The sequence below is a fragment of the Roseibium sediminicola genome, from assembly GCF_023156505.1.
Classification (GTDB): domain Bacteria; phylum Pseudomonadota; class Alphaproteobacteria; order Rhizobiales; family Stappiaceae; genus Roseibium; species Roseibium sediminicola.
Map to the genome: position 1 here is coordinate 171,662 of NZ_JALNMJ010000009.1, position 19,783 is coordinate 191,444.

The 19,783-nt window shown below is 59.9% G+C and carries 17 protein-coding genes; 10 read left to right on the top strand and 7 right to left on the bottom strand.

The genetic code is table 11. The features are described 5' to 3' along the window. The first annotated feature begins 209 nt into the window (after positions 1 to 209). The 6 genes from M0H32_RS14655 to M0H32_RS14680 all read left to right on the top strand — a co-directional run bounded on the left by M0H32_RS14655 (position 210) and on the right by M0H32_RS14680 (position 5,849). Positions 210 to 569, top strand: a complete 360-nt coding sequence (locus tag M0H32_RS14655) for a DUF1428 domain-containing protein (protein ID WP_248155248.1) — start codon at positions 210 to 212, stop codon at positions 567 to 569. A 318-nt stretch (positions 570 to 887) separates the two neighbouring features. Continuing rightward, entirely contained in the window at positions 888 to 1,448 is a 561-nt protein-coding gene (locus M0H32_RS14660; RefSeq protein ID WP_248155251.1) for a F0F1 ATP synthase subunit delta, read from the top strand. Then, entirely contained in the window at positions 1,448 to 2,977 is a 1,530-nt protein-coding gene (atpA, locus tag M0H32_RS14665; protein ID WP_248155254.1) for a F0F1 ATP synthase subunit alpha, read from the top strand. The genes M0H32_RS14660 and atpA overlap by 1 nt, the downstream gene beginning before the upstream one ends. A gap of 33 nt (positions 2,978 to 3,010) precedes the next feature. Beyond that, positions 3,011 to 3,895, top strand: a complete 885-nt coding sequence (locus M0H32_RS14670) for a F0F1 ATP synthase subunit gamma (RefSeq protein ID WP_248155256.1) — start codon at positions 3,011 to 3,013, stop codon at positions 3,893 to 3,895. A gap of 25 nt (positions 3,896 to 3,920) precedes the next feature. Continuing rightward, entirely contained in the window at positions 3,921 to 5,345 is a 1,425-nt protein-coding gene (gene atpD / locus M0H32_RS14675; RefSeq protein ID WP_282449376.1) for a F0F1 ATP synthase subunit beta, read from the top strand. A 96-nt stretch (positions 5,346 to 5,441) separates the two neighbouring features. Beyond that, positions 5,442 to 5,849: a F0F1 ATP synthase subunit epsilon gene (locus M0H32_RS14680; protein ID WP_248155258.1), complete on the top strand. Its 408-nt coding sequence runs from the start codon at positions 5,442 to 5,444 to the stop codon at positions 5,847 to 5,849. A gap of 61 nt (positions 5,850 to 5,910) precedes the next feature. On the opposite strand, the gene M0H32_RS14685 is transcribed toward M0H32_RS14680, so the two are convergent. The 7 genes from M0H32_RS14685 to M0H32_RS14715 form a co-directional block, all read right to left on the bottom strand. Next, positions 5,911 to 10,035 carry a PAS-domain containing protein gene (locus M0H32_RS14685; protein ID WP_248155261.1) on the bottom strand — a complete coding sequence of 1,375 codons (4,125 nt, stop codon included), beginning with the start codon at positions 10,033 to 10,035 and terminating at the stop codon, positions 5,911 to 5,913. Positions 10,036 to 10,643: 608 nt separating this feature from the next. After that, positions 10,644 to 10,850, bottom strand: a complete 207-nt coding sequence (locus M0H32_RS14690; protein WP_248155264.1) for a hypothetical protein — start codon at positions 10,848 to 10,850, stop codon at positions 10,644 to 10,646. Between the two features lie 287 nt (positions 10,851 to 11,137). After that, positions 11,138 to 12,754, bottom strand: coding sequence for an NTP transferase domain-containing protein (locus M0H32_RS14695; RefSeq protein ID WP_248155266.1), 1,617 nt, complete (start codon positions 12,752 to 12,754; stop codon positions 11,138 to 11,140). Further along, complete coding sequence (locus tag M0H32_RS14700; protein WP_248155268.1) at positions 12,751 to 13,446, bottom strand: XdhC family protein; 696 nt, start codon at positions 13,444 to 13,446, stop codon at positions 12,751 to 12,753. Before M0H32_RS14700 ends, M0H32_RS14695 begins: the two co-directional genes overlap by 4 nt. 4 nt (positions 13,447 to 13,450) lie before the next feature. Continuing rightward, positions 13,451 to 14,077, bottom strand: coding sequence for a LysE family translocator (locus M0H32_RS14705; protein ID WP_248155271.1), 627 nt, complete (start codon positions 14,075 to 14,077; stop codon positions 13,451 to 13,453). A 16-nt stretch (positions 14,078 to 14,093) separates the two neighbouring features. Further along, entirely contained in the window at positions 14,094 to 14,429 is a 336-nt protein-coding gene (locus tag M0H32_RS14710; RefSeq protein ID WP_248155273.1) for an XdhC family protein, read from the bottom strand. Between the two features lie 128 nt (positions 14,430 to 14,557). Continuing rightward, complete coding sequence (locus M0H32_RS14715) at positions 14,558 to 16,168, bottom strand: phosphoenolpyruvate carboxykinase (protein WP_248155275.1); 1,611 nt, start codon at positions 16,166 to 16,168, stop codon at positions 14,558 to 14,560. 15 nt (positions 16,169 to 16,183) lie between these two features. Between M0H32_RS14715 and M0H32_RS14720 the strand changes: the two genes are divergently transcribed. The 4 genes from M0H32_RS14720 (at position 16,184) to M0H32_RS14735 (ending at position 19,722) form a co-directional block, all read left to right on the top strand. Continuing rightward, positions 16,184 to 16,417, top strand: coding sequence for a hypothetical protein (locus tag M0H32_RS14720; RefSeq protein ID WP_248155278.1), 234 nt, complete (start codon positions 16,184 to 16,186; stop codon positions 16,415 to 16,417). A 269-nt stretch (positions 16,418 to 16,686) separates the two neighbouring features. Continuing rightward, positions 16,687 to 17,385 carry a response regulator transcription factor gene (locus M0H32_RS14725; protein ID WP_248155281.1) on the top strand — a complete coding sequence of 233 codons (699 nt, stop codon included), beginning with the start codon at positions 16,687 to 16,689 and terminating at the stop codon, positions 17,383 to 17,385. Positions 17,386 to 17,437: 52 nt separating this feature from the next. Continuing rightward, positions 17,438 to 19,258 carry a sensor histidine kinase gene (locus M0H32_RS14730; protein WP_248155283.1) on the top strand — a complete coding sequence of 607 codons (1,821 nt, stop codon included), beginning with the start codon at positions 17,438 to 17,440 and terminating at the stop codon, positions 19,256 to 19,258. After that, positions 19,255 to 19,722, top strand: coding sequence for an HPr kinase/phosphorylase (locus tag M0H32_RS14735; RefSeq protein ID WP_248155286.1), 468 nt, complete (start codon positions 19,255 to 19,257; stop codon positions 19,720 to 19,722). Before M0H32_RS14730 ends, M0H32_RS14735 begins: the two co-directional genes overlap by 4 nt. Positions 19,723 to 19,783: the final 61 nt, after the last annotated feature.

Below are 19,783 nucleotides of genomic sequence, written 5' to 3' on the forward strand. Positions count from 1 at the left end.
CCGTTGCGAATCCGCCAATCTGGGATCGGAAACGGCATGGATCCCATAGTCAAGCCATGGGATGACGAATGAAAGAATGCGCGAACGTCCTGCCGCCTCAAGGCAGCCTGTCGTTGCCCACGATCGGATGCTGTTGATTGCAGTCCCGCGTTGCTCTCAACCCTGCCCTGTGGCACCCTCGCGGGGCCGCGACCTTTGAGGGGAAGCCAATGACATATATTCAGGGATTTCTGGCGCCGGTGAAAACGGCGAAGAAGGCGGACTACAAGGAGATAGCCGAAAGGTCCTGGGCGCTCTTCAAGGAGTACGGTGCGCTCAGCTGCAGCGAAGGCTGGGGCATTGATGTTCCCGATGGCGAAGTGACGTCCTTTCCGATGGCCGTGAAAAAGGAACCGGACGAGACTGTTGTGTTCTCCTGGATCATCTGGCCGGACAAGGCCACGGCCGATGCCTGCATGGCGACCATGGAGAGCGATCCGCGCTGGGAAGAGACCATGCCCAATGCCGGTGAGGTCTTCAGTCTGAAGCGCATGGTCTTCGGTGGTTTCGAGCCTCTTATTCAATATTGAGGGCTGCCGGCGGGTCCAAATCGGTGATTCCGGCCCGTTCCGGCCGCGCCGCACAAAACCGTCTAAAGGTTTAGAGAGGCTCTGAATCGTTGATTGAAAACGCTTTTTGCGGGCGCCCCGCAAAAAACACCAAGGAATCCGCACGAACAGTCTTTAGGTGAAGTTGCACACTGGGAAACCCTGTGCTAATTGAGGCGCGGCTTTGGGGGCAGCGGTTTAACCGTCATACCTTCTGACCTTGAAATCATTCATTTTTTCAATGTCTTGCGGATGCTAGCCGTCTTGCGGACATGAAAAAAGTCAGAGAGCACGGACCTGGTGACTGACAACGTATCTCTCGTATCCGGCGTGGCACAGCGTTATGCGGCCGCCCTTCTCGACCTCGCAGAGGGCGAAGGAGCAACGGCTGACGTGGAACGGGATCTGACCACTTTCGAAGGCATGCTTGCCGAAAGTGAAGATCTCGTCCGCCTGGTGAAAAGCCCGGTATTCAGTGTGGAGGAGCAGCTTGCAGCGCTTACCGCACTTCTCGACAAGGCTGGCATCAAAGGCCTTGCCGCAAATTTCGTGAAGCTGGCCGCCCGCAATCGGCGCCTCTTCGTCCTTCCCGGCATGATCAAGGCGTTCCGGGCCCTGCTGGCTGAACAGCGGGGCGAGGAAACGGCTGAGGTAACCTCCGCAGCCGCCCTGTCCGACGAACATGTCGCTGCCCTGAAAGAGGCGCTTGCCGCTTCCACGGGCAAATCTGTAAACATCGTAGCGAATGTCGATCCTGCCCTGATCGGTGGCCTCGTGGTCAAGGTCGGGTCCCGCATGATCGACACGTCTCTGCGTACCAAGCTCAATTCACTCAAGTTCGCGATGAAAGAGGTCGGCTGATGGATATTCGGGCCGCGGAAATCTCCGCAATCCTCAAGGACCAGATCAAGAGCTTTGGCCAGGAAGCCGAAGTTTCTGAAGTCGGTCAGGTGCTCTCCGTCGGTGACGGTATCGCCCGTGTGTATGGTCTGGACAAGGTCCAGGCTGGTGAAATGGTCGAATTCCCGGGTGGTATCAAGGGCATGGCCCTGAACCTGGAATCCGACAACGTCGGTGTCGTTATCTTCGGCTCCGACCGTGACATTAAAGAAGGCGACACCGTCAAGCGGACCGGCGCCATCGTGGAAGTCCCGGTTGGCAAAGGTCTTCTGGGCCGCGTCGTTGATCCGCTCGGCAACCCGCTGGACGGCAAGGGCCCGATCGAGGCCACCGAAAAGCGCCGCGTCGACGTCAAGGCACCGGGCATCCTGCCGCGCAAGTCGGTGCATGAGCCGATGTCCACCGGCCTGAAAGCAATCGATGCCCTGATCCCGGTTGGCCGCGGCCAGCGCGAGCTCGTCATCGGCGACCGCCAGACCGGCAAGACCGCAATCATTCTGGACACCTTCCTGAACCAGAAGCCGCTGCATTCCGGTGACGACGAAGACGCCAAGCTGTACTGCATCTATGTTGCAATTGGTCAGAAGCGCTCCACGGTTGCCCAGTTCGTGAAGACCCTGGAAGACGCCGGTGCGATGGAATACTCCATCGTCGTCGCCGCAACGGCTTCCGACGCCGCGCCGCTGCAGTTCCTGGCACCGTTTGCCGGCTGCGCCATGGGCGAGTTCTTCCGCGACAACTCCATGCACGCCGTGATCGGCTATGACGATCTGACCAAGCAGGCCGTGGCCTACCGTCAGATGTCCCTGCTGCTCCGCCGTCCGCCGGGACGTGAAGCTTTCCCGGGCGACGTCTTCTACCTGCACTCCCGTCTGCTGGAACGCGCGGCGAAGCTCAACGAAGACAACGGCCGTGGTTCTCTGACGGCTCTGCCGGTCATCGAAACCCAGGGCAACGACGTGTCCGCGTTTATTCCGACCAACGTGATCTCGATCACCGACGGTCAGATCTTCCTGGAAACGGACCTGTTCTACCAGGGTATCCGCCCGGCCGTGAACGTCGGTCTGTCGGTGTCCCGCGTGGGCTCTTCCGCCCAGATCAAGGCGATGAAGCAGGTTGCCGGCCCGATTAAGGGAGAACTGGCTCAGTACCGCGAAATGGCGGCCTTTGCCCAGTTCGGCTCCGACCTCGACGCCACCACCCAGCGTCTTCTGAACCGCGGTGCGCGCCTGACCGAGCTGCTCAAGCAGCCGCAGTTCTCGCCGCTGAAGACCGAAGAACAGGTTGCGGTCATCTATGCCGGCGTGAACGGCTATCTGGATGCGCATCCGGTCAACCGGGTGAAGGATTTCGAAGAAGGTCTGCTTCTGTTCCTGCGTGGTGAGCACCAGGATCTGCTGAATGCGATCTGGGAGAAGAAGGCTCTCGACGACGAGCTCACCGGCAAGCTGAAGGCTGCCGTGGACGCGTTCGCCAAGAACTTCGCTTAAGATCACACGCTGGGATAAGGAGCAGGGGCGGCCATGCCGAGCCTGAAGGACTTACGAAACCGCATCGCTTCCGTGAAGGCGACGCAGAAAATCACCAAGGCCATGCAGATGGTGGCCGCGGCGAAACTGCGTCGTGCTCAGGAAGCCGCGGAAGCCGCACGTCCCTATGCGGAACGCATGGGCGCGGTGCTGGCCAATCTCGCGGTGGCCTTCGAAGGGCGCGACGACGCGCCGAAGCTCATGTCCGGTACGGGCAACGATCAGGTTCATCTCCTGCTCGTTGCCACTGCCGAACGCGGGCTGTGCGGGGGCTTCAACACCAACATTGCCAAACTGGCGCGTGAAAAGGCTCGCAGCCTGATCAAGCAGGGCAAGACGGTCAAGATCATCTGTGTCGGCAAGAAGGGCTATGACGCCCTGAAGCGCGAGCTCGGCCAGCAGATCATCGAGACGGTTGACCTGCGCAGCGTCAAGAATGTCGGTTTCAACAATGCGGATGAAATCGGACGCAAAGTCATTTCCATGTTTGAAAATGGCGAGTTCGATGTCTGCACGCTGTATTACTCGACCTTCAAGTCGGTGATCGCACAGGAACCGACTGAGTTGCAGCTGATCCCGGCCCAGTTCGAGACCACGGAAGCGGATGCCGGTGCAGGCGCCAATTCGGTCTACGAATACGAGCCGGAAGAAACCGAGATCCTTGCGGATCTGCTGCCACGTAACATCTCCGTTCAGGTTTTCCGGGCGCTTCTGGAAAATGCTGCATCTGAGCAGGGCGCGCGCATGTCCGCCATGGACAACGCGACCCGCAACGCCGGCGAAATGATCGACAAGCTGACGATCAACTACAACCGCCAGCGCCAGGCTCAGATTACGACGGAACTGATTGAAATTATCTCGGGCGCTGAAGCGCTCTAACGGGATCAAGACGAGGATTAGGGATATGGCTGACAAGAAAGTCGGACGGGTCACCCAGGTCATCGGCGCCGTTGTCGACGTCAAGTTCGATGACCACCTGCCGTTGATCCTGAACGCACTTGAAGTGGACAACCAGGGTACGCGACTGGTTCTCGAGGTTGCTCAGCACCTCGGCGAAAACACCGTGCGCACCATCGCGATGGACTCCACCGAGGGTCTGGTTCGCGGTCAGGAAGTCGTCGACACCGACGCTCCGATCGTCGTGCCGGTTGGCGACGGCACTCTGGGCCGCATCATGAACGTGATTGGCGAACCGGTTGACGAAGCCGGCGACATTCCGCACGAAAGCAAGCGCGCAATTCACCAGGAAGCTCCGGCGTTCATCGAACAGTCCACCGAAGCTGAAATCCTGGTGACGGGCATCAAGGTCGTCGACCTGCTGGCACCTTACGCCAAGGGCGGCAAGATCGGCCTCTTCGGCGGCGCCGGCGTTGGCAAGACCGTTCTGATCATGGAACTGATCAACAACGTCGCCAAGGCGCACGGCGGTTACTCTGTGTTCGCCGGTGTTGGCGAGCGGACCCGTGAAGGCAATGACCTTTACTGGGAAATGATCGAATCCGGCGTGAACAAGGAAGGCGGCGGCGAAGGCTCCAAAGCGGCCCTCGTTTACGGCCAGATGAACGAGCCTCCCGGAGCCCGCGCACGTGTTGCTCTGACCGGCCTGACCGTTGCGGAACACTTCCGTGACCAGGGTCAGGACGTTCTGTTCTTCGTGGACAACATCTTCCGCTTCACGCAGGCCGGTTCGGAAGTGTCCGCACTTCTCGGCCGTATCCCGTCCGCGGTGGGTTACCAGCCGACGCTTGCCACCGACATGGGCGGCATGCAGGAGCGCATCACCACCACGAACAAGGGCTCGATCACGTCCGTGCAGGCCGTGTACGTTCCTGCCGATGACTTGACCGACCCGGCACCGGCTTCGACCTTCGCCCACCTGGACGCGACCACCGTTCTGAACCGAGCGATCGCCGAAAAAGGCATCTATCCGGCCGTGGATCCGCTGGACTCCACGTCGCGCATGCTGGATGCCCGTATCATCGGTGAAGAGCACTACGAAACGGCCCGTGCCGTTCAGGTGACTTTGCAGCGCTACAAGGCCCTGCAGGACATCATCGCCATCCTGGGCATGGACGAACTGTCCGAAGAAGACAAGCTGACCGTGGCACGTGCCCGTAAGATCGAGCGCTTCCTGTCTCAGCCGTTCTTCGTGGCCGAGGTCTTCACCGGTTCCCCGGGCAAGCTGGTCGCTCTCGAAGACACCATCAAGGGCTTCAAGGGCCTGGTGGACGGCGAGTACGATCACCTGCCGGAAGCCGCTTTCTACATGGTCGGCTCCATTGACGAAGCCGTCGAGAAAGCTCAGAAGCTGGCAGCTGAAGCCGCTTAATCTGACGGAATTGTCCGGGCGCCCGATAAAGGCGCCCGGTATCCCGTGTGTTTGATGGCCAAGCCATCAGAGTTAGACTGACAAGGAAGACGCCAAATGGCTGAACTTTTCCAGTTTGAGTTGGTCTCGCCGGAGCGCCAGCTGCTCTCCGATCAGGTGACCGAGGTCGTCGTGCCCGGTGCCGAAGGCGAGTTTGGCGTTCTGAAAGATCATGCCCCGTTCATCTCCACGATCCTTCCGGGGATCCTGAAGGTGCGCCGGGATGCCAACAGCTGGGACGAATATTTCGTCCGCGGCGGTTTTGCGGATGTTGCAGGCGGTGGCCTCACCGTTCTGGCAGAGCAGGCCGTGCCGGTTGGCGAAATCAGCCGCGAGCAGCTGGATCAGGCGATCCAGGACGCGGAAGAGGACGTGGCCGACGCCAAGGACGACGAAACCAAGCAGAAGGCGGAAATGACCCTGGCTCAGCTGAAGGACGTTGTCGAGGCGCTGAAGAAGGTCTGATCCGCTTCAGACAAGCTGACAGGAATTGCAACGCGGTCCGGCAACGGGCCGCGTTTTTTGCTTAGGCGCGCTTGGCGGCCGGCGTGTTCTCTTGTTCGAAGAATCTATAGGCGTTGCGGCCGCTGTGTTTGACAGCATAAAGCGCGAGATCGGCGCGTTTTATGATTGTGCTAGGATCCCGGATGTCGCCGGTAATGGGTGAAATGCCGACACTGACGCCGATGGAAATCAAGTGATCGAAAACCGGGAACGGTGCCTGGAGCTTGCGTACGATGCGCTCCGCGATCTCCGCAGTTCGTTCGTTGGACGGACCTGTTCCGCCAAGAATGATACCGAATTCATCGCCGCCAAGCCGGGCAATCAGGTCGGAAGAACGCACGCAATCGCGCAGCCTGTCGGCAACTATTTTCAGAAGCTCGTCGCCGACATCATGGCCATAGGTGTCATTGACCGGTTTGAACTTGTCCAAGTCTAACAGCAAAAGGTCCGCGCAAGTGCCGGTGGCCTCGGACTTGTCTAACGTTTCTTCCAGTTTGGCATTGAAGAGGGTCCGGTTGCCCAGTCCCGTCAACGTGTCGTGATGGGCGGCATACTCAATTTTCTCGGCCGCCAATTCCCGTTGAGTGACGTCTTCGTGTGTCCCAATCCAACCACCGTCTGGCATAGGCGCGTGTACCGCGCTAATAATCTTGCCATTGGGATGCCGAAATTTGGACCGGACGACTTCGCCGGAGGACAGGCGGATCATCAGGTCCATGACATGTTGCTGAACGTCGCCGTCGAATTCACCCCTGGCCTTCTCCGCTTCGATCAGCTCAATAAGCGTAACGCCTTCACGGACATCGCCATCCGGTTTGCCAAAGATCTCGATATATTGCTTGTTCCAGAGGGTCAGCCGGCCGCGCTTGTCAAAGACGCTGACGCCCTGGCGCATATTCGCCAGAATCGTTTCAAGTTCTGCTGTGCGATACCGGGCCTGACGCTCGTTTTCGGCAAGCTGTTCTTCCATCTGCCTTCGTTGGGTGACATCGAAGAAATTGTAGATAAACCCGCCCCCAGGCAGAGGTGTGCTTCTAAAATCAAGATGACGCCCGTCCGCCGTGGATCGTTCAAAGGCATGCGGTTGATCCGGCGGAAACTGTTTCATTCGCTCTAGTGCGAGCTGCTCAGGATCGCCAGGGCCATAGTCGCCGCGTTCCGCGTTGAACTTTAGATAATCGAGCAGGTGGAGTTTCTGATCCAGAACGTCTCTTGGCACCTGAATTATGTCGATTGTTTCTTCGTTGTAGAACGACAACTGAAGGGCGGAGTCGAAATAGACGAAGCCGCCAGGCACGTTCTCAAAAATGACGCGCATACGATCCGACTGGTTTTTGGCTTCGGTGATATCGACCAGTGACAATACGACCGTATCAAGTTGGCGATCACCGCCTTGGTCAACCAGCCGAGCATTGAAGCGCAGCCAGCGGTCTTCCGATTGTCCGTATGGCTTCAGCTTGGCGACCAGATCCAAAACCTGCTCCGGGGCCTCGACCGTCAACGCAAATGGATTGATTTGTTGTCCGTCGACTGCATGGTTGATACCAACTTCCAGTTCGGTCACGCGGACACCGGTCAGCGATTCAGCCGGATAGCCAAGCATGTCGGCAGCAGCCGGGTTGCTGGACAGGATCGCACCATTGCGGTCCAGCAGCAGAACACCTTCGTTCAGGGCTTCCAGGGTGGTTCTTTGAACCAACTCGGCAACTTGAACCGCCTGTTCAGCCAGCTTTCTCTCGGTGATATCATAGAAATTGTGAATCAGGCCGCCATCCGGAAGGGGCGTACTGCGTGTCTCTATAAATTTGCCGTTCGCAGTCTGGCGCTCGAAGACCTGGGGTTTCTTCAGGTCGTATTTCCGGTAACGCTGCAAAGCGAGTTCCTTCGGGTCGCCCGGACCGTAGTCACCGCGTTCGGCATTGTAGCAAAAGAAATCGAAAAGATAGGGCTTGCCGTTGATCAGGTCTTCCGGATAGTTGAGCAGCTTACAGAATTCTGCGTTGCTTGAGGCGAGGCGCAGGGTCTCGTCGTAGTGGACGATGCCGCCGGGGAAGTTGTCGAAGATGCTTTGCAGGGTGTCGGCCTGCTGTTTGGTTTCGGTTATGTCGGCAAGAGACACGACCACGCCGTCGAGATCGAATTCCTGGTTTTCGTCGATGGCGCGCGCGCTCAAACGCAGCCAGCGTGCGGGGCGCCCGTCCGTCGGCGCCATCCTGGCAACGACATTTTGTAAAGAAGCCGGGTCGTTGGCGGCGCGCACCAAGGGAACGTTGCAAGCCCCGATACCTTCGATTTCGCAAGAGATACCGAAATCGATATCGCCAACATTTCTGCCGATCAGTTGCTTGCTTTCAAACCCGAGCAGGCTGATGGCGGCAGGGTTGGCCGACTGGATCTCGCCCGCATGGCTCAGCAGCAGGATGCCTTCGCTGAGCGCCTTCAGCGTCGTGCGTTGAACCGCTTCGGAATGACGCAACAGATGTTCGGAGCGCTTTCGCTCGGTAATGTCGAAGAAGTTGGCGATCAGGCCGCCATTGGGCAAGGGGATGCCCCTGACCTCCAGAAAACGGCCATCCGCGCTGGTGCGTTCATACATATGTGGCTTTGGATTGTCGAACAACTTGAAGCGTTCTGCCAGTAGTTCTTCCGGATCGCCGGGACCATAGTCACCGCGCTTCGCCAGGTAGGTGGCGACCTCACGCAAGGGGGCCTGGCGGTCGATGAATTCCTGAGGGAGCTGCAGCAGCTCCTGGAACTTTTTGTTGCAGACCGTCAGGCGGCGTTCGTCGTTGTAGTAGACAAGCCCACCGGGCAGATTGTCGAACACGATCTGCATCGTTTCGGCTTGCCGTTTGGTCTCCGAAATGTCCGCCAGGGAAACAATGGAGGCGTCCAGGCCGATTTCATTTGCGCTGTCGGTGGCGTTGGCATCGACGCGCAGCCAGAGAAACTGTTTTTGTCCCGGCAGCCGCACTTTGGCGATGTGCTGGTTGACCGTATCGGGGGCTCTTGCGGCTCTTTGCAAGAGGTCCACGTCTTTTCTGCCGTGTTCGGCAAAGCACTCGATGTCCAGGTCCTGAACCTTCCGGTTCGCAAGATCATCACCGGTATGTCCGAGCAAGGAGGCCGCGGCGGAATTGAAGGACTGGATCCGGCCAGCCCGGTTCAAAACCAGAACGCCTTCACGCAGGGTTTCCAGCGTGGTGCGTTGCACAGCTTCCGCCATACGGACTCGCTGTTCGGAGTGCTTCCGCTCGGTGATGTCCTGGAAGGCGCCGATCAGACGTGCCACCCGGCCGTTTTTGCTTACCGCCCGTCCAACCGTGCGCACCCAAATGTCACGCCCTTTGGCCGTGATGAAAGGAAGTTCTAAATCCCAGGAGTTTCCATTCTTGATGGCAGTTGTCACGGCGTCCGAGATCTGGCGCCGGCAATCTGGTGCATAGAAGGACAGGGCCATGTCGACTGTGGGCTGAAAGTCAGGATCAACCTCGTGAATCTCGCGGGTCTTGTCGGTCCAGGTGACGACATCCGTATCGATGTCGTACTCCCAGCCACCAACGCCGGAAGCCTGTGTTACTTCCTCAAGCAGATAGCTTTTACGGTCTGCCAACAGGTGTTGAGCCTCGGCATCCCTTCGCAAATCCTCCGCTTGTCTCTGCGCATGGTTGGATTTGATCAATCCTTCAACAACCCTGCCAAGGTTACGAAGTTGTTGAAGTTGTGACTCGGTTGGCGTTCTTGGTTTGCGGTCGATCACGCACAAAGTGCCAAGTGTGTTTTGGCCGTCAACGGAGAGCGGGCATCCGGCGTAAAAGCGGATAAATGGTTCATTTGTGACGAGTGGATTTGCCTTGAAGCGTTCGTCGGCAGCAGCATCTTCGACAATGAAAAGGGTGTCTGATGTCAATGCATATTGACAGAAAGAGACTTCACGCGGTGTGCCATCAACATCGATCCCGCACTTTGCCTTGAACCATTGTTCATCGGCTCCAACAAGCGAGACAAGTGCGATAGGGCAATCAAAAATGGCAGCGAGTGTCTCGACGACGGCGTCAAATTCAGGCAGGCGGTCAGTGTGCATTATCTGAAGCGCATTCAGCGCCTCAAGTCGCTCCTTCTCCCTTTGTGTCGATGCCTTATTCATGCCGTAGCGTTTTCCTCCAAGGGAACCTGTGCCTGATTCAGACAGACCTTGTCAGTTACGTTACTTTGTGTTTGGCAACAAAGGATTAATCACAGAGGCATTGAAGTGGTGATGTAGAACAGGAAGAGGTGCAGTAGTTCCGCAAGTATGAGTGGAAAAGCTGTTTGGTGCCCAAGGAGCACGTGATTGCGTGGCCTGTTTCTGATCCAGCGTCAACTCACCGCCATTAGAGCCTGTCGCGTTCATTTGATGGCTCGAAACGGTTCACGATGCGGTGTTTCGGGCAAGCAGCGCAACGCTAACGTTGGGCCGTTTCGGGCCAGCCGCAAAAGCGTGGAATGTCTGGCGTTGGCTTCACTTATGGCCGGACAATTTTGACCACTTATGTTGTTTGGCTTGCGCTTATGGTGGGTGACACCACCGCATGCTAACCGTCTCGCCTTGCCCAAAATTGTCTCGGCCAAATCACCCCGGAAGAACGCGAAAGCCTCCAAGAGGATACAACGCCACGGAAAGTAGAAAACAAAAAACCCGGTCCAGGGACCGGGTTCGAAGGTACGCGGGATATCCCGCGAATAACTGCTCTTGTTCTAAGCAGCTTGGTATCTTTAAGCCGCGCGGCGGAAGGACAGGCTCATGCCGCCACCGGACCGGTTGCGACGGCGCTCTTCCGGCGGAATGTAAACAATGGCGCTGTGTTCGGTGCAGTAGGACACACCGGCTTCGACGCGGGTGTTGCACGGGAAGATGTAGTTGCCGGAATCGCCTTCTGCCCATTTGCAGCAGCCCGGACGCGGAAGAGACAAATCAGCCATGTTCATTTCCTTTATTCTTCTAACCAAGCGGCAAAAGCGCTCGAGCATCCTCGGGAGGAGAGGATCCGAACAGCTTTTGTCAGGAATCGGATGTAAGCGGCGCCCGGGACGTCATCCGTTGTCCACCCCGAAGGGTGCTCTGCAGCAAGCGCAGGCATTACATAAGCGGCATGTCACAAAAATGCAATAGAATAGCTGGCATTTCCGGCCTGCACTGAATGCATACCGAGTTAATGTAAAGTTATCGGGCGGTGTCGTTCCAAGACTTACCTTTGAGACTCAATTGGTTACGCAGGCTTGCCGGGCAATAACCCACCCGCGGACAGGAGTGCTTCCGGCGTGTCGAGATCGAGCCGTGCGGCGGACCCGATTTCTACCTCGGTCACAAAGTCGGGATTTTCGGCAATGATGTGACGGGCACCGACGTCGCCGCTTAAGGCTTTCAGGGCATCGAAAAAACGCTTGTCCCAGAGAACGGGATTGCCGCGTTTGCCGTTTGCTGTGGCGGTGACGATCAGGCTGGCCGGGTTCCTGCGATAGGCGGCAATGAGTTTACCGAGCACTTCGGCATCGATCCGCGGCATGTCGCCCAAGAGAATGAGCACGGCGTCGATCTCGGCAGGCATGCCATTCATGCCGGCTCGGATCGACCCGGCCATGCCGTCGGCATAATCGGGATTGTGAACCAGGGTCAGATCCAGATCGGAGACTTCGGCCGCAATCTCCTCCGCCAGATGCCCAGTGACCAGGACGGTTTCGGCGACATCAGCGGCGCAGGCCGCCTCGGCGGCATGCCGGATCAGCGACTTGCCGTCGAGCGTTGCCAGAAGCTTGTTGGGTCCGCCCATGCGCGAGGACTTGCCCGCGCCCAGAATGAGCGCGGCAATTCTGGGTTCACTCTTGCGCTGCAGGGTTTCCCGCGGCTGGGGTCGCGTTCCGATTTCCATCAGCAAGCCTCCGACGCCCATGGCGGTGATGTCCGCCGGCTCAACGGCGAGGCCCGCAAGCAGGCGGTCGAGCACCCAGTCGAACCCGTTCTCCTTGGGGCTGCGCGCGCAGCCCGGTGCGCCGAGCGCGGGAACGCCGTGAAGGTCGCCGAGCATCAACAGGTTCCCCGGATCGACCGGCATGCCGAGATGGCGCACGGTGCCTCCCGCCAGGTCGAGCGCTGCCGGCAGCACGTCCCGCCGGTCGACCACGGCGGAGGCACCAAAAAGGATCAGGAAATCGGCTCCTTCCCTCACGAGGTCTTGCATGGCGGCAGCCACGTCTTCGGCCCTGTGCGGCACGCGCCGTTCGGCCAGGACCGCGCTGCCCGACGGCCGCAGCCGGTCCTGGAGAACCCGGCGGGTCTTGTCCATCGTCGCCGGTTTCAGATGCGGCAGCTCGGTGGCAACCAGACCGATCTTGTGGGGGCTGAAGGGAGCGATCCGGATGGCCTGGCGGAGCGCGCGCTCGGCGGCTTCGACAAGGTCACCCGGCAGCGCGAAGGCAATGATCTTTGCGGTTGCCACCATGCGGCCGGCGGTGACCTTGCTGAAATTGGGCAGCGTGGCGAAGGTGATCGCCGGATCGATGCGGTTTGCGGCGGTCACCGCGTCCGCGTCGACCACCAGGACACCGTCCCGATCGGCAAAGAGGTTCATGCGCCCGGTAAAGGCGGCATCGTGCGCAAGACCCGTTCCCATCGAAGACAGAGCCAGACGTGCGGCTGCGTCGTCCTCGCCGATATCGCCCGGATCAAGCCTGGCAACCACCACGGTATCGATGCCGTGGGCCAGGAGGCCGGCGCAGTCCTCGCCGGTGAGGACATGACCTTTTTTCAGCACTCGGCCGGCAAGCGCGGACTTATGCGCCAGGATGCAGCCCGCCGCCTGGTCCGTCGGGCAGGGACCGAATTTCACGAGCCTGCTCCCGGTGCCTTGCGCAGGGCAGCGATGGTCGATCCCAGGACCGCGACAGCGATTTCCTCCGGAGAGGACGCGCCGATGTCGAGACCGATGGGGGCATCGATGCGCTTGAACAGGGCCGGGTCAAGTCCGGCTTCCGTGAACCGTTCAAGCCGCTTGCCATGTGTCTTGCGGCTGCCAAGCGCGCCGACATAGAAACAGCCGGTCCTGAGCGCCTGCATGAGCGGATAATCGTCGATCTTCGGATCGTGCGTCACCGCCGCGACCGCCGTGAACGGATCGAGCGGCGCTTCCTTGAGGACGTCTTCCGGCCATTCTGCCTTCAAGGCGCCGCCCGGAAACCGGTCCTCTGTCGCAAAGGCCGTGCGCGGGTCAATCACGGTGACATCAAGCCCCGCGATTTCTGCCATCGGCACAAGAGCCTGGCTGATATGGACCGCACCGATGATGACCAGGCGCGGTGCCGGCAGGGAGACATTGAGAAACGCTTCACCGGTTTCATGGCTCACGAGCCCGGATTTTCCGGAGCGGAAACGTTTTTCAAGGTCTTCCGCCAGCGGGTCAGCGGAAAAGTCTTCTGACTTGCGGATCAGGCGCTGGGAGCCGTCCGCCATGTCTGTCACCAGAATGGCGGCCCGGCGGCCGGCGCGGTCGGCATTCAGGGCCTTGAGAAGGTCGAGTTCCATGGCGTCAGGCGCGGTCCGTTGCCAGCTTGAGGCCGAGACCGACCAGCAACGAGCCGCCCAGCCAGCGGGTCAGGTCCTGGAAGCGGCTTGCCTTGGTCAGCCGTTTCTTCACCTCCGTTGCAAACAGCACGGTGACGAGGTCGGCGGAAGTGAAGGCGCAATTGACGATGGTGCCGAGGATCAGGAACTGCGCCCAGATCGGCAGGCCGGCGTCCGGGCTGACGAATTGCGGCAGGAAGGCGATGAAGAAGATGGCGACCTTCGGGTTGAGGATCTCAACAAGGATGCTGTCCATGAACGCCCGGCGCGTGGATTTCCGAGGCAGGTCCGGCATCGGACCGGAAACAATGCGCGTGCGGATCATCTGCACGCCCAGAAAGATCAGGTAGGCGCCGCCGATCAGCTTGAGCGCAAAATAGAGCGTCGGCACCACCGTGAACAGGGCGGACAGGCCGAAGGCGGCCGCCAGCACGTGGACATAACAGCCGAGATGAATGCCGGCCGCAGCCATGAACCCGGCGCGTTTTCCGCGGGCGATGGTCTGCGCCGCCGTGTAAAGCAACGCGGGCCCCGGCATATAGGCAAAGAGGGCCGTTGCGGCGAGGAAGGCGAGAAAGGTCTCTGTGGTCATCTCGATTCAGTCCGGATCAGGTAACGGGTTCGACATAGACACGGATCCGGCCGCCACAGGACAGGCCGACCCGCCAGGCGGTTTCGTCGGCGACCCCGAATTCCAATGTGGTGGCTTTTCCAGTCTCGATAACGTCGACGGCTTCGGCAACGACGGCACCCTCGACACAGCCACCGGAGACGGAGCCTTCGAAGTTGCCCTCTGAATCGATCACCAGATGCGAGCCGGTCGGCCGGGGCGCGGAGCCCCAGGTCTCGATGACGGTCGCAAGCGCAACAGATCGGCCGGAATTGCGCCAATCCTCGGCGGTCTTCAGAACGTCTGCGATGGAGGAGCTGTCGGTGGCAGGCATGAATGCATCCCCTCAGGTAAGACGGGTAATATAAGTCATTCTGCCGAGGATGAAAGAGAGCCGAAACAGAAACGGCACCAGCTTTCGCCAGTGCCGTTTCAAGGCCTGCGGGGAATTTGGATTCGGCCTTATTCCGCGGCAATCCGGCAGGACGGCGCGGCGCTCCTGACGGCACCGTCGACATGGTCCTCGAAGGTCGCGAAGTTGCTGACGAACATGTCGACCAGCTTGGCGGCCTGAACGTCATAGGCATCCTTGTCGGACCAGGTCTCGCGCGGGGTCAGGATGGTGTCGTCGACACCTTCGACGGAGACAGGGACCTCGAAGCCGAAATTGGCGTCGGTGCGGAACTCGGCATCCTTCAGGCTGCCGTTCAGCGCCGCGGTCAGGAGCGTGCGGGTCGCCTTGATCGGCATGCGGTTGCCGGTGCCATAGGCGCCGCCGGTCCAGCCGGTATTGACCAGCCAGCAATCGACATCGTGCTTGGCGATCAGGTCCTTCAGCAGGTTGCCGTATTCGGATGGATGCCGCGGCAGGAACGGTGCGCCGAAGCAGGTCGAGAAGGTTGCCTGCGGCTCGGTGACGCCCTTCTCGGTGCCGGCCACCTTCGCGGTATAGCCGGACAGGAAGTGGTACATGGCCTGGGCTGGGGTCAGGCGGGCGATCGGCGGCATCACGCCGAAGGCGTCGGCGGTCAGCATGATGATCGTTTTCGGCATCGGCGCGCAGCCGGTGGCGCTGGCGTTGGAGATGAAGTGGATCGGATAGGCGGCGCGGGTGTTTTCGGTCTTCGAGCCGTCGTCAAAATCCGGCACGCGCCGCTCGTCCAGAACGACATTTTCCAGAACGGTGCCGAAGCGCTGGGTCGTGGAGAAGATTTCCGGTTCGGCTTCGGCGGAAAGCTTGATGGTCTTGGCGTAACAGCCGCCTTCAAAATTGAAAACGCCGCTTTCGCTCCAGCCGTGCTCGTCGTCTCCGATCAGCGTGCGTGCCGGATCCGCGGAGAGGGTGGTCTTGCCGGTGCCGGAGAGGCCGAAGAACACGGCCGTGTCGCCGTCATCGCCGACATTGGCCGAGCAGTGCATCGACATGACACCCTTTGCCGGCAGCAGGTGGTTGAGCATCGTGAAGACGGATTTCTTCATTTCGCCCGCATAGGACGTGCCGCCGATCAGGACGATCTTGCGGGTCAGGTCGACCGCGATCACGGTCTCGGTCCGGCAGCCGTGCCGGTCCGGATCGGCCTTGAAGCTCGGCAGGTCGATGATGGTCATGTCCGGCGCGAAGCTTTCAAGCTCGCTGACGTCGGGCCGCAGCAACAGGTTGCGGATGAACAGCGAGTGCCAGGCATACTCGGTATAGACGCGCACCGGCAGGCGGTGGGTGGTGTCGGCGCCGCCATAGAGATCCTGGGCGAACAGCTCCAGGCCCTCGGCATGCGCGAGGAAGTCGGCGAGCAGCAGGTCGAACTTGTCTTTCGGCATCTGCGCGTTGTTGTCCCACCAGACGCTGTCGCGGGTCTCGTCGTCGAGAACCACGAACTTGTCCTTTGGAGAGCGGCCGGTGTGCACACCGGTCTCCGCGACCAGGGCGCCGCCGGCGGCCAACCGCGTTTCGCCCCTGGACAGGGAATATTCGTAAAGCGCAGGCTCGTTCTGGTTCCAGTAGAGCGCCTTCAGGCCGTTGAAGCCGAAAGTCTCGCAACCAATGGAGGGATTCCTGACACCTACTTCTTGCATCTTCCCGCAGTCCTCATGATGGGCTTGTCTGTTGCCGCCGGAATTAAGTTAAGAAAGGTTAAACCCGGCGATAAGGGCTGCGAACGTAGTGGAATGACCATGCGGCAGCAAGACTGCCAAAGGGCTATGTCTTTGTTTAATCGATTAAAAGTCTTCATTAAATTCTGGATGATTAATTTGGGAGGCAAACTAAAAATCGAAACCTTCGAATTGTTCGTTATGTTGAGTGAAGTGAAAGAAAGCGCATAAATTTCGCGCTTATATGTGGGGCTGAGTGGGACTCAGTGCGCCTTTTTCTTTTGTGGCCAAGAAAAGTCGTCGCAAGATGTTCTCTTGAAATTGACCGTGATCGTCCCCATCAATGCTGCCGGTTGGGAAGGTCTTCATGGCCTGCAAGCGCGGGAAGGGCCTGATTGCCTTAATTTATGCGCATTTAGCAGGCCAAAGGCTGTGTGTTACATTGATGCTGATAAACCGAAGCGCGCGCACGCCGTGCCGACGGAAATGGAAAACAAAGCATGCCGACAATTGCCCTGGTCGACGACGACCGCAATATTCTGACGTCTGTCTCGATCGCCCTGGAGGCGGAAGGCTATCGCGTTCAGACCTATACGGACGGCACCTCCGCTCTGGACGGTCTGCAGAGCGACCCTCCGGAACTTGCGATCTTCGACATCAAGATGCCGCGCATGGATGGCATGGAGCTTCTGCGCCGGCTGCGCCAGGGCTCCGATCTGCCGGTGATTTTCCTGACCTCGAAGGATGACGAGATCGACGAATTGTTTGGCCTGAAGATGGGCGCAGACGATTTCATCCGCAAACCCTTCTCCCAGCGTCTTCTGGTCGAGCGTGTCCGCGCCGTTCTGCGCCGGGCGCAGCCCAAGGACGCTTCCGCGCCGCGCGACGATGCCGACAAGCTGCTTGAACGCGGCCAGTTGGTGATGGACCAGGAGCGGCACACCTGCACCTGGAACAACAAGCCGGTTACGCTGACGGTGACCGAATTCCTGATCCTCTCGGCCCTGGCGCAGCGCCCCGGCGTTGTCAAAAGCCGGAACGCCTTGATGGATGCGGCCTATGACGACCAGGTCTATGTTGATGACCGCACCATCGACAGCCACATCAAGCGCCTGCGCAAGAAGTTCAAGGTGGTTGACGACGACTTCGACATGATCGAAACCCTTTATGGGGTCGGCTACCGGTTCCGAGAAGCCTGATCGGGACACGCGTCCTGATCGCATGATCAAAACGGATCGGAAAACGCGCTAGATGGCGGTTGACAGCGAGCACGCAGACGAAGCTGCCGCCTCCGAAGCCCAGAACGGTTCGGAGCGTTCCCGGCTGCGCCGTCTCGGCAACAAGCGCATCCGCCGCCGCTTGCTCAGCCAGTTCGGGCGGATCTTCGGCACTTATGTGCTGTCGTCCCTGACCCGCCGGATTATTGCCATCAACCTGGTGGGCCTGCTGGCCCTCGTGATCGGCATTTTGTATCTCAACCAGTTTCGCGCCGGCCTGATCGACGCACGGGTGCAGAGCCTGTCCACCCAGGGCGAAATCATTGCAGGGGCCATCGCCGCGTCCGCGACCGTCGATACGGGCACGATCACCGTGGATCCGGAGCGCCTGCTTGAGTTGCAGGCGGGCGAAAGCATCACTCCGACCCAGGAAGACCTGGAAAGCCTGGACTTTCCGATCAACCCGGAACGGGTCGGCCCAGTGCTGCGCCGGCTGATTTCTCCGACCAAGACACGGGCCAGGATCTATGATCCGGAAGGCATCCTGATCCTGGACAGCCGTCATCTTTATACCAGTGCACAGATCCTGCGTTTCGACCTGCCGCCGCCCAATGTGGAAGAGGAAGGCTTCTGGGATGGTCTGTGGCAATGGACCAAGCGCTGGCTGCGCCAGGGCGACCTGCCCATTTACCAGGAAGTCGGCGGCGGCGACGGCCGGACCTACCCGGAAGTGGAGGCCGCGCTTGCCGGGTCGCCGGCAACCGTCACCCGGATTTCGCAACATGGCGAGCTGATTGTTTCCGTCGCCGTGCCGATCCAGCGCTTCCGCGCCGTGCTTGGCGCCTTGCTCCTGTCCACCCAGGGCGGCGATATCGACGCCATCGTGCGCGCCGAGCGGATCGCGATCATCCGCGTCTTCCTGTTCGCAGCCACAGTCACCATCCTGCTGTCGATCCTGCTGGCGGGCACCATTGCCGGACCGGTCCGGCGCCTGGCGGCCGCCGCCGACCGGGTGCGCCGCGGTTCGACATCGCGCGAGGAAATTCCGGATTTCTCCGACCGCCAGGACGAGATCGGCCATCTTGCCCGGTCCTTCCGTGAAATGACCCATGCGCTCTACAACAAGATCGACGCGATCGAACAATTTGCCGCCGATGTGGCGCATGAGCTGAAAAACCCGCTGACCTCGCTGCGCAGCGCGGTCGAAACGCTGCCGCTTGCCAAGTCGGAGAACTCCAAGGACCGGTTGATGGAGGTGATCCAGCATGACGTCCGGCGGCTGGACCGACTGATCAGCGATATTTCCGATGCCTCGCGTCTCGACGCGGAACTGGCGCGCATTCAGTCCGAATCCATCGATCTGGCCGAGTTTTTGCGCAACATGGCCGATGCCGCCAACCAGCGCACCACCGGGGTCGAGGAAGCCAGCGTCAAGCTGACGGTCGCGGACGCGCCCGGCATCAAGCCCTATCTGATGCAGGGCCATGACATCCGGCTCGGCCAGGTGATCAGCAACCTGCTCGACAATGCCCGCTCGTTCTCGCCCGCGGACGGGACAGTGCGGGTCGACCTCAGCCGGGACGGGCGGATGATCAAGATCACTGTCGACGACGACGGTCCGGGCATTCGCGCCGAAAACACCGAGCGCATCTTCGAGCGCTTTTACACCGACCGTCCGGATGGCGAAGGCTTCGGCAACAATTCCGGTCTCGGCCTGTCGATCTCCCGCCAGATCATCGAGGCCCATGGCGGCACCATCGCGGCCACCAACCGGCTCGAGCCGAAAGCGGACGGCTCCCAGAAAACGGTCGGTGCGCGCTTCACGATTCGTCTGCCTGTCGGACCGGTCAAGTGAGAACGCCGGCCGTTCACGCCGATTGCATCCTTTTGGGGACCCGCGCCGTTCTGATCCGAGGCGATGCTGGCAGCGGCAAATCATCTCTTTCCGACACCCTGATCGAGGCCGCGCGCCTCAGAGGGCATCTCGGCCTGCTGGTCGCCGACGATTATGTCCACCTGACAAATGGTGGCGGCCGGTTGCTGGGACATGTGCCGGAGACCATCCGCGGCAAGATGGAAGTCCGCGGCGTCGGCCTCGTTGAGGCCGCTTTTACACCGGTTGCTCATATCACGCTTGTTGTCGATCTGGAGCCGCTGGACCGGCTCGACCGGCTGCCCGAGACGCCGCTGCTGCAAACCTGCCTGGAAGATGTGCAGGTCGCCAGTCTGCATTGCCCGGCAAATGACACCAGCACCTCTCTTCGGCTCATACGCTGGGGTTTGCGCCAGCTGCAGAGCGGCGGCCCGGATTATATTTAGAGCACAGAGGGTGTTTTTTGCTTGCAACTGACGAAACGGTTGAAGAGAGTGCATCAGACTG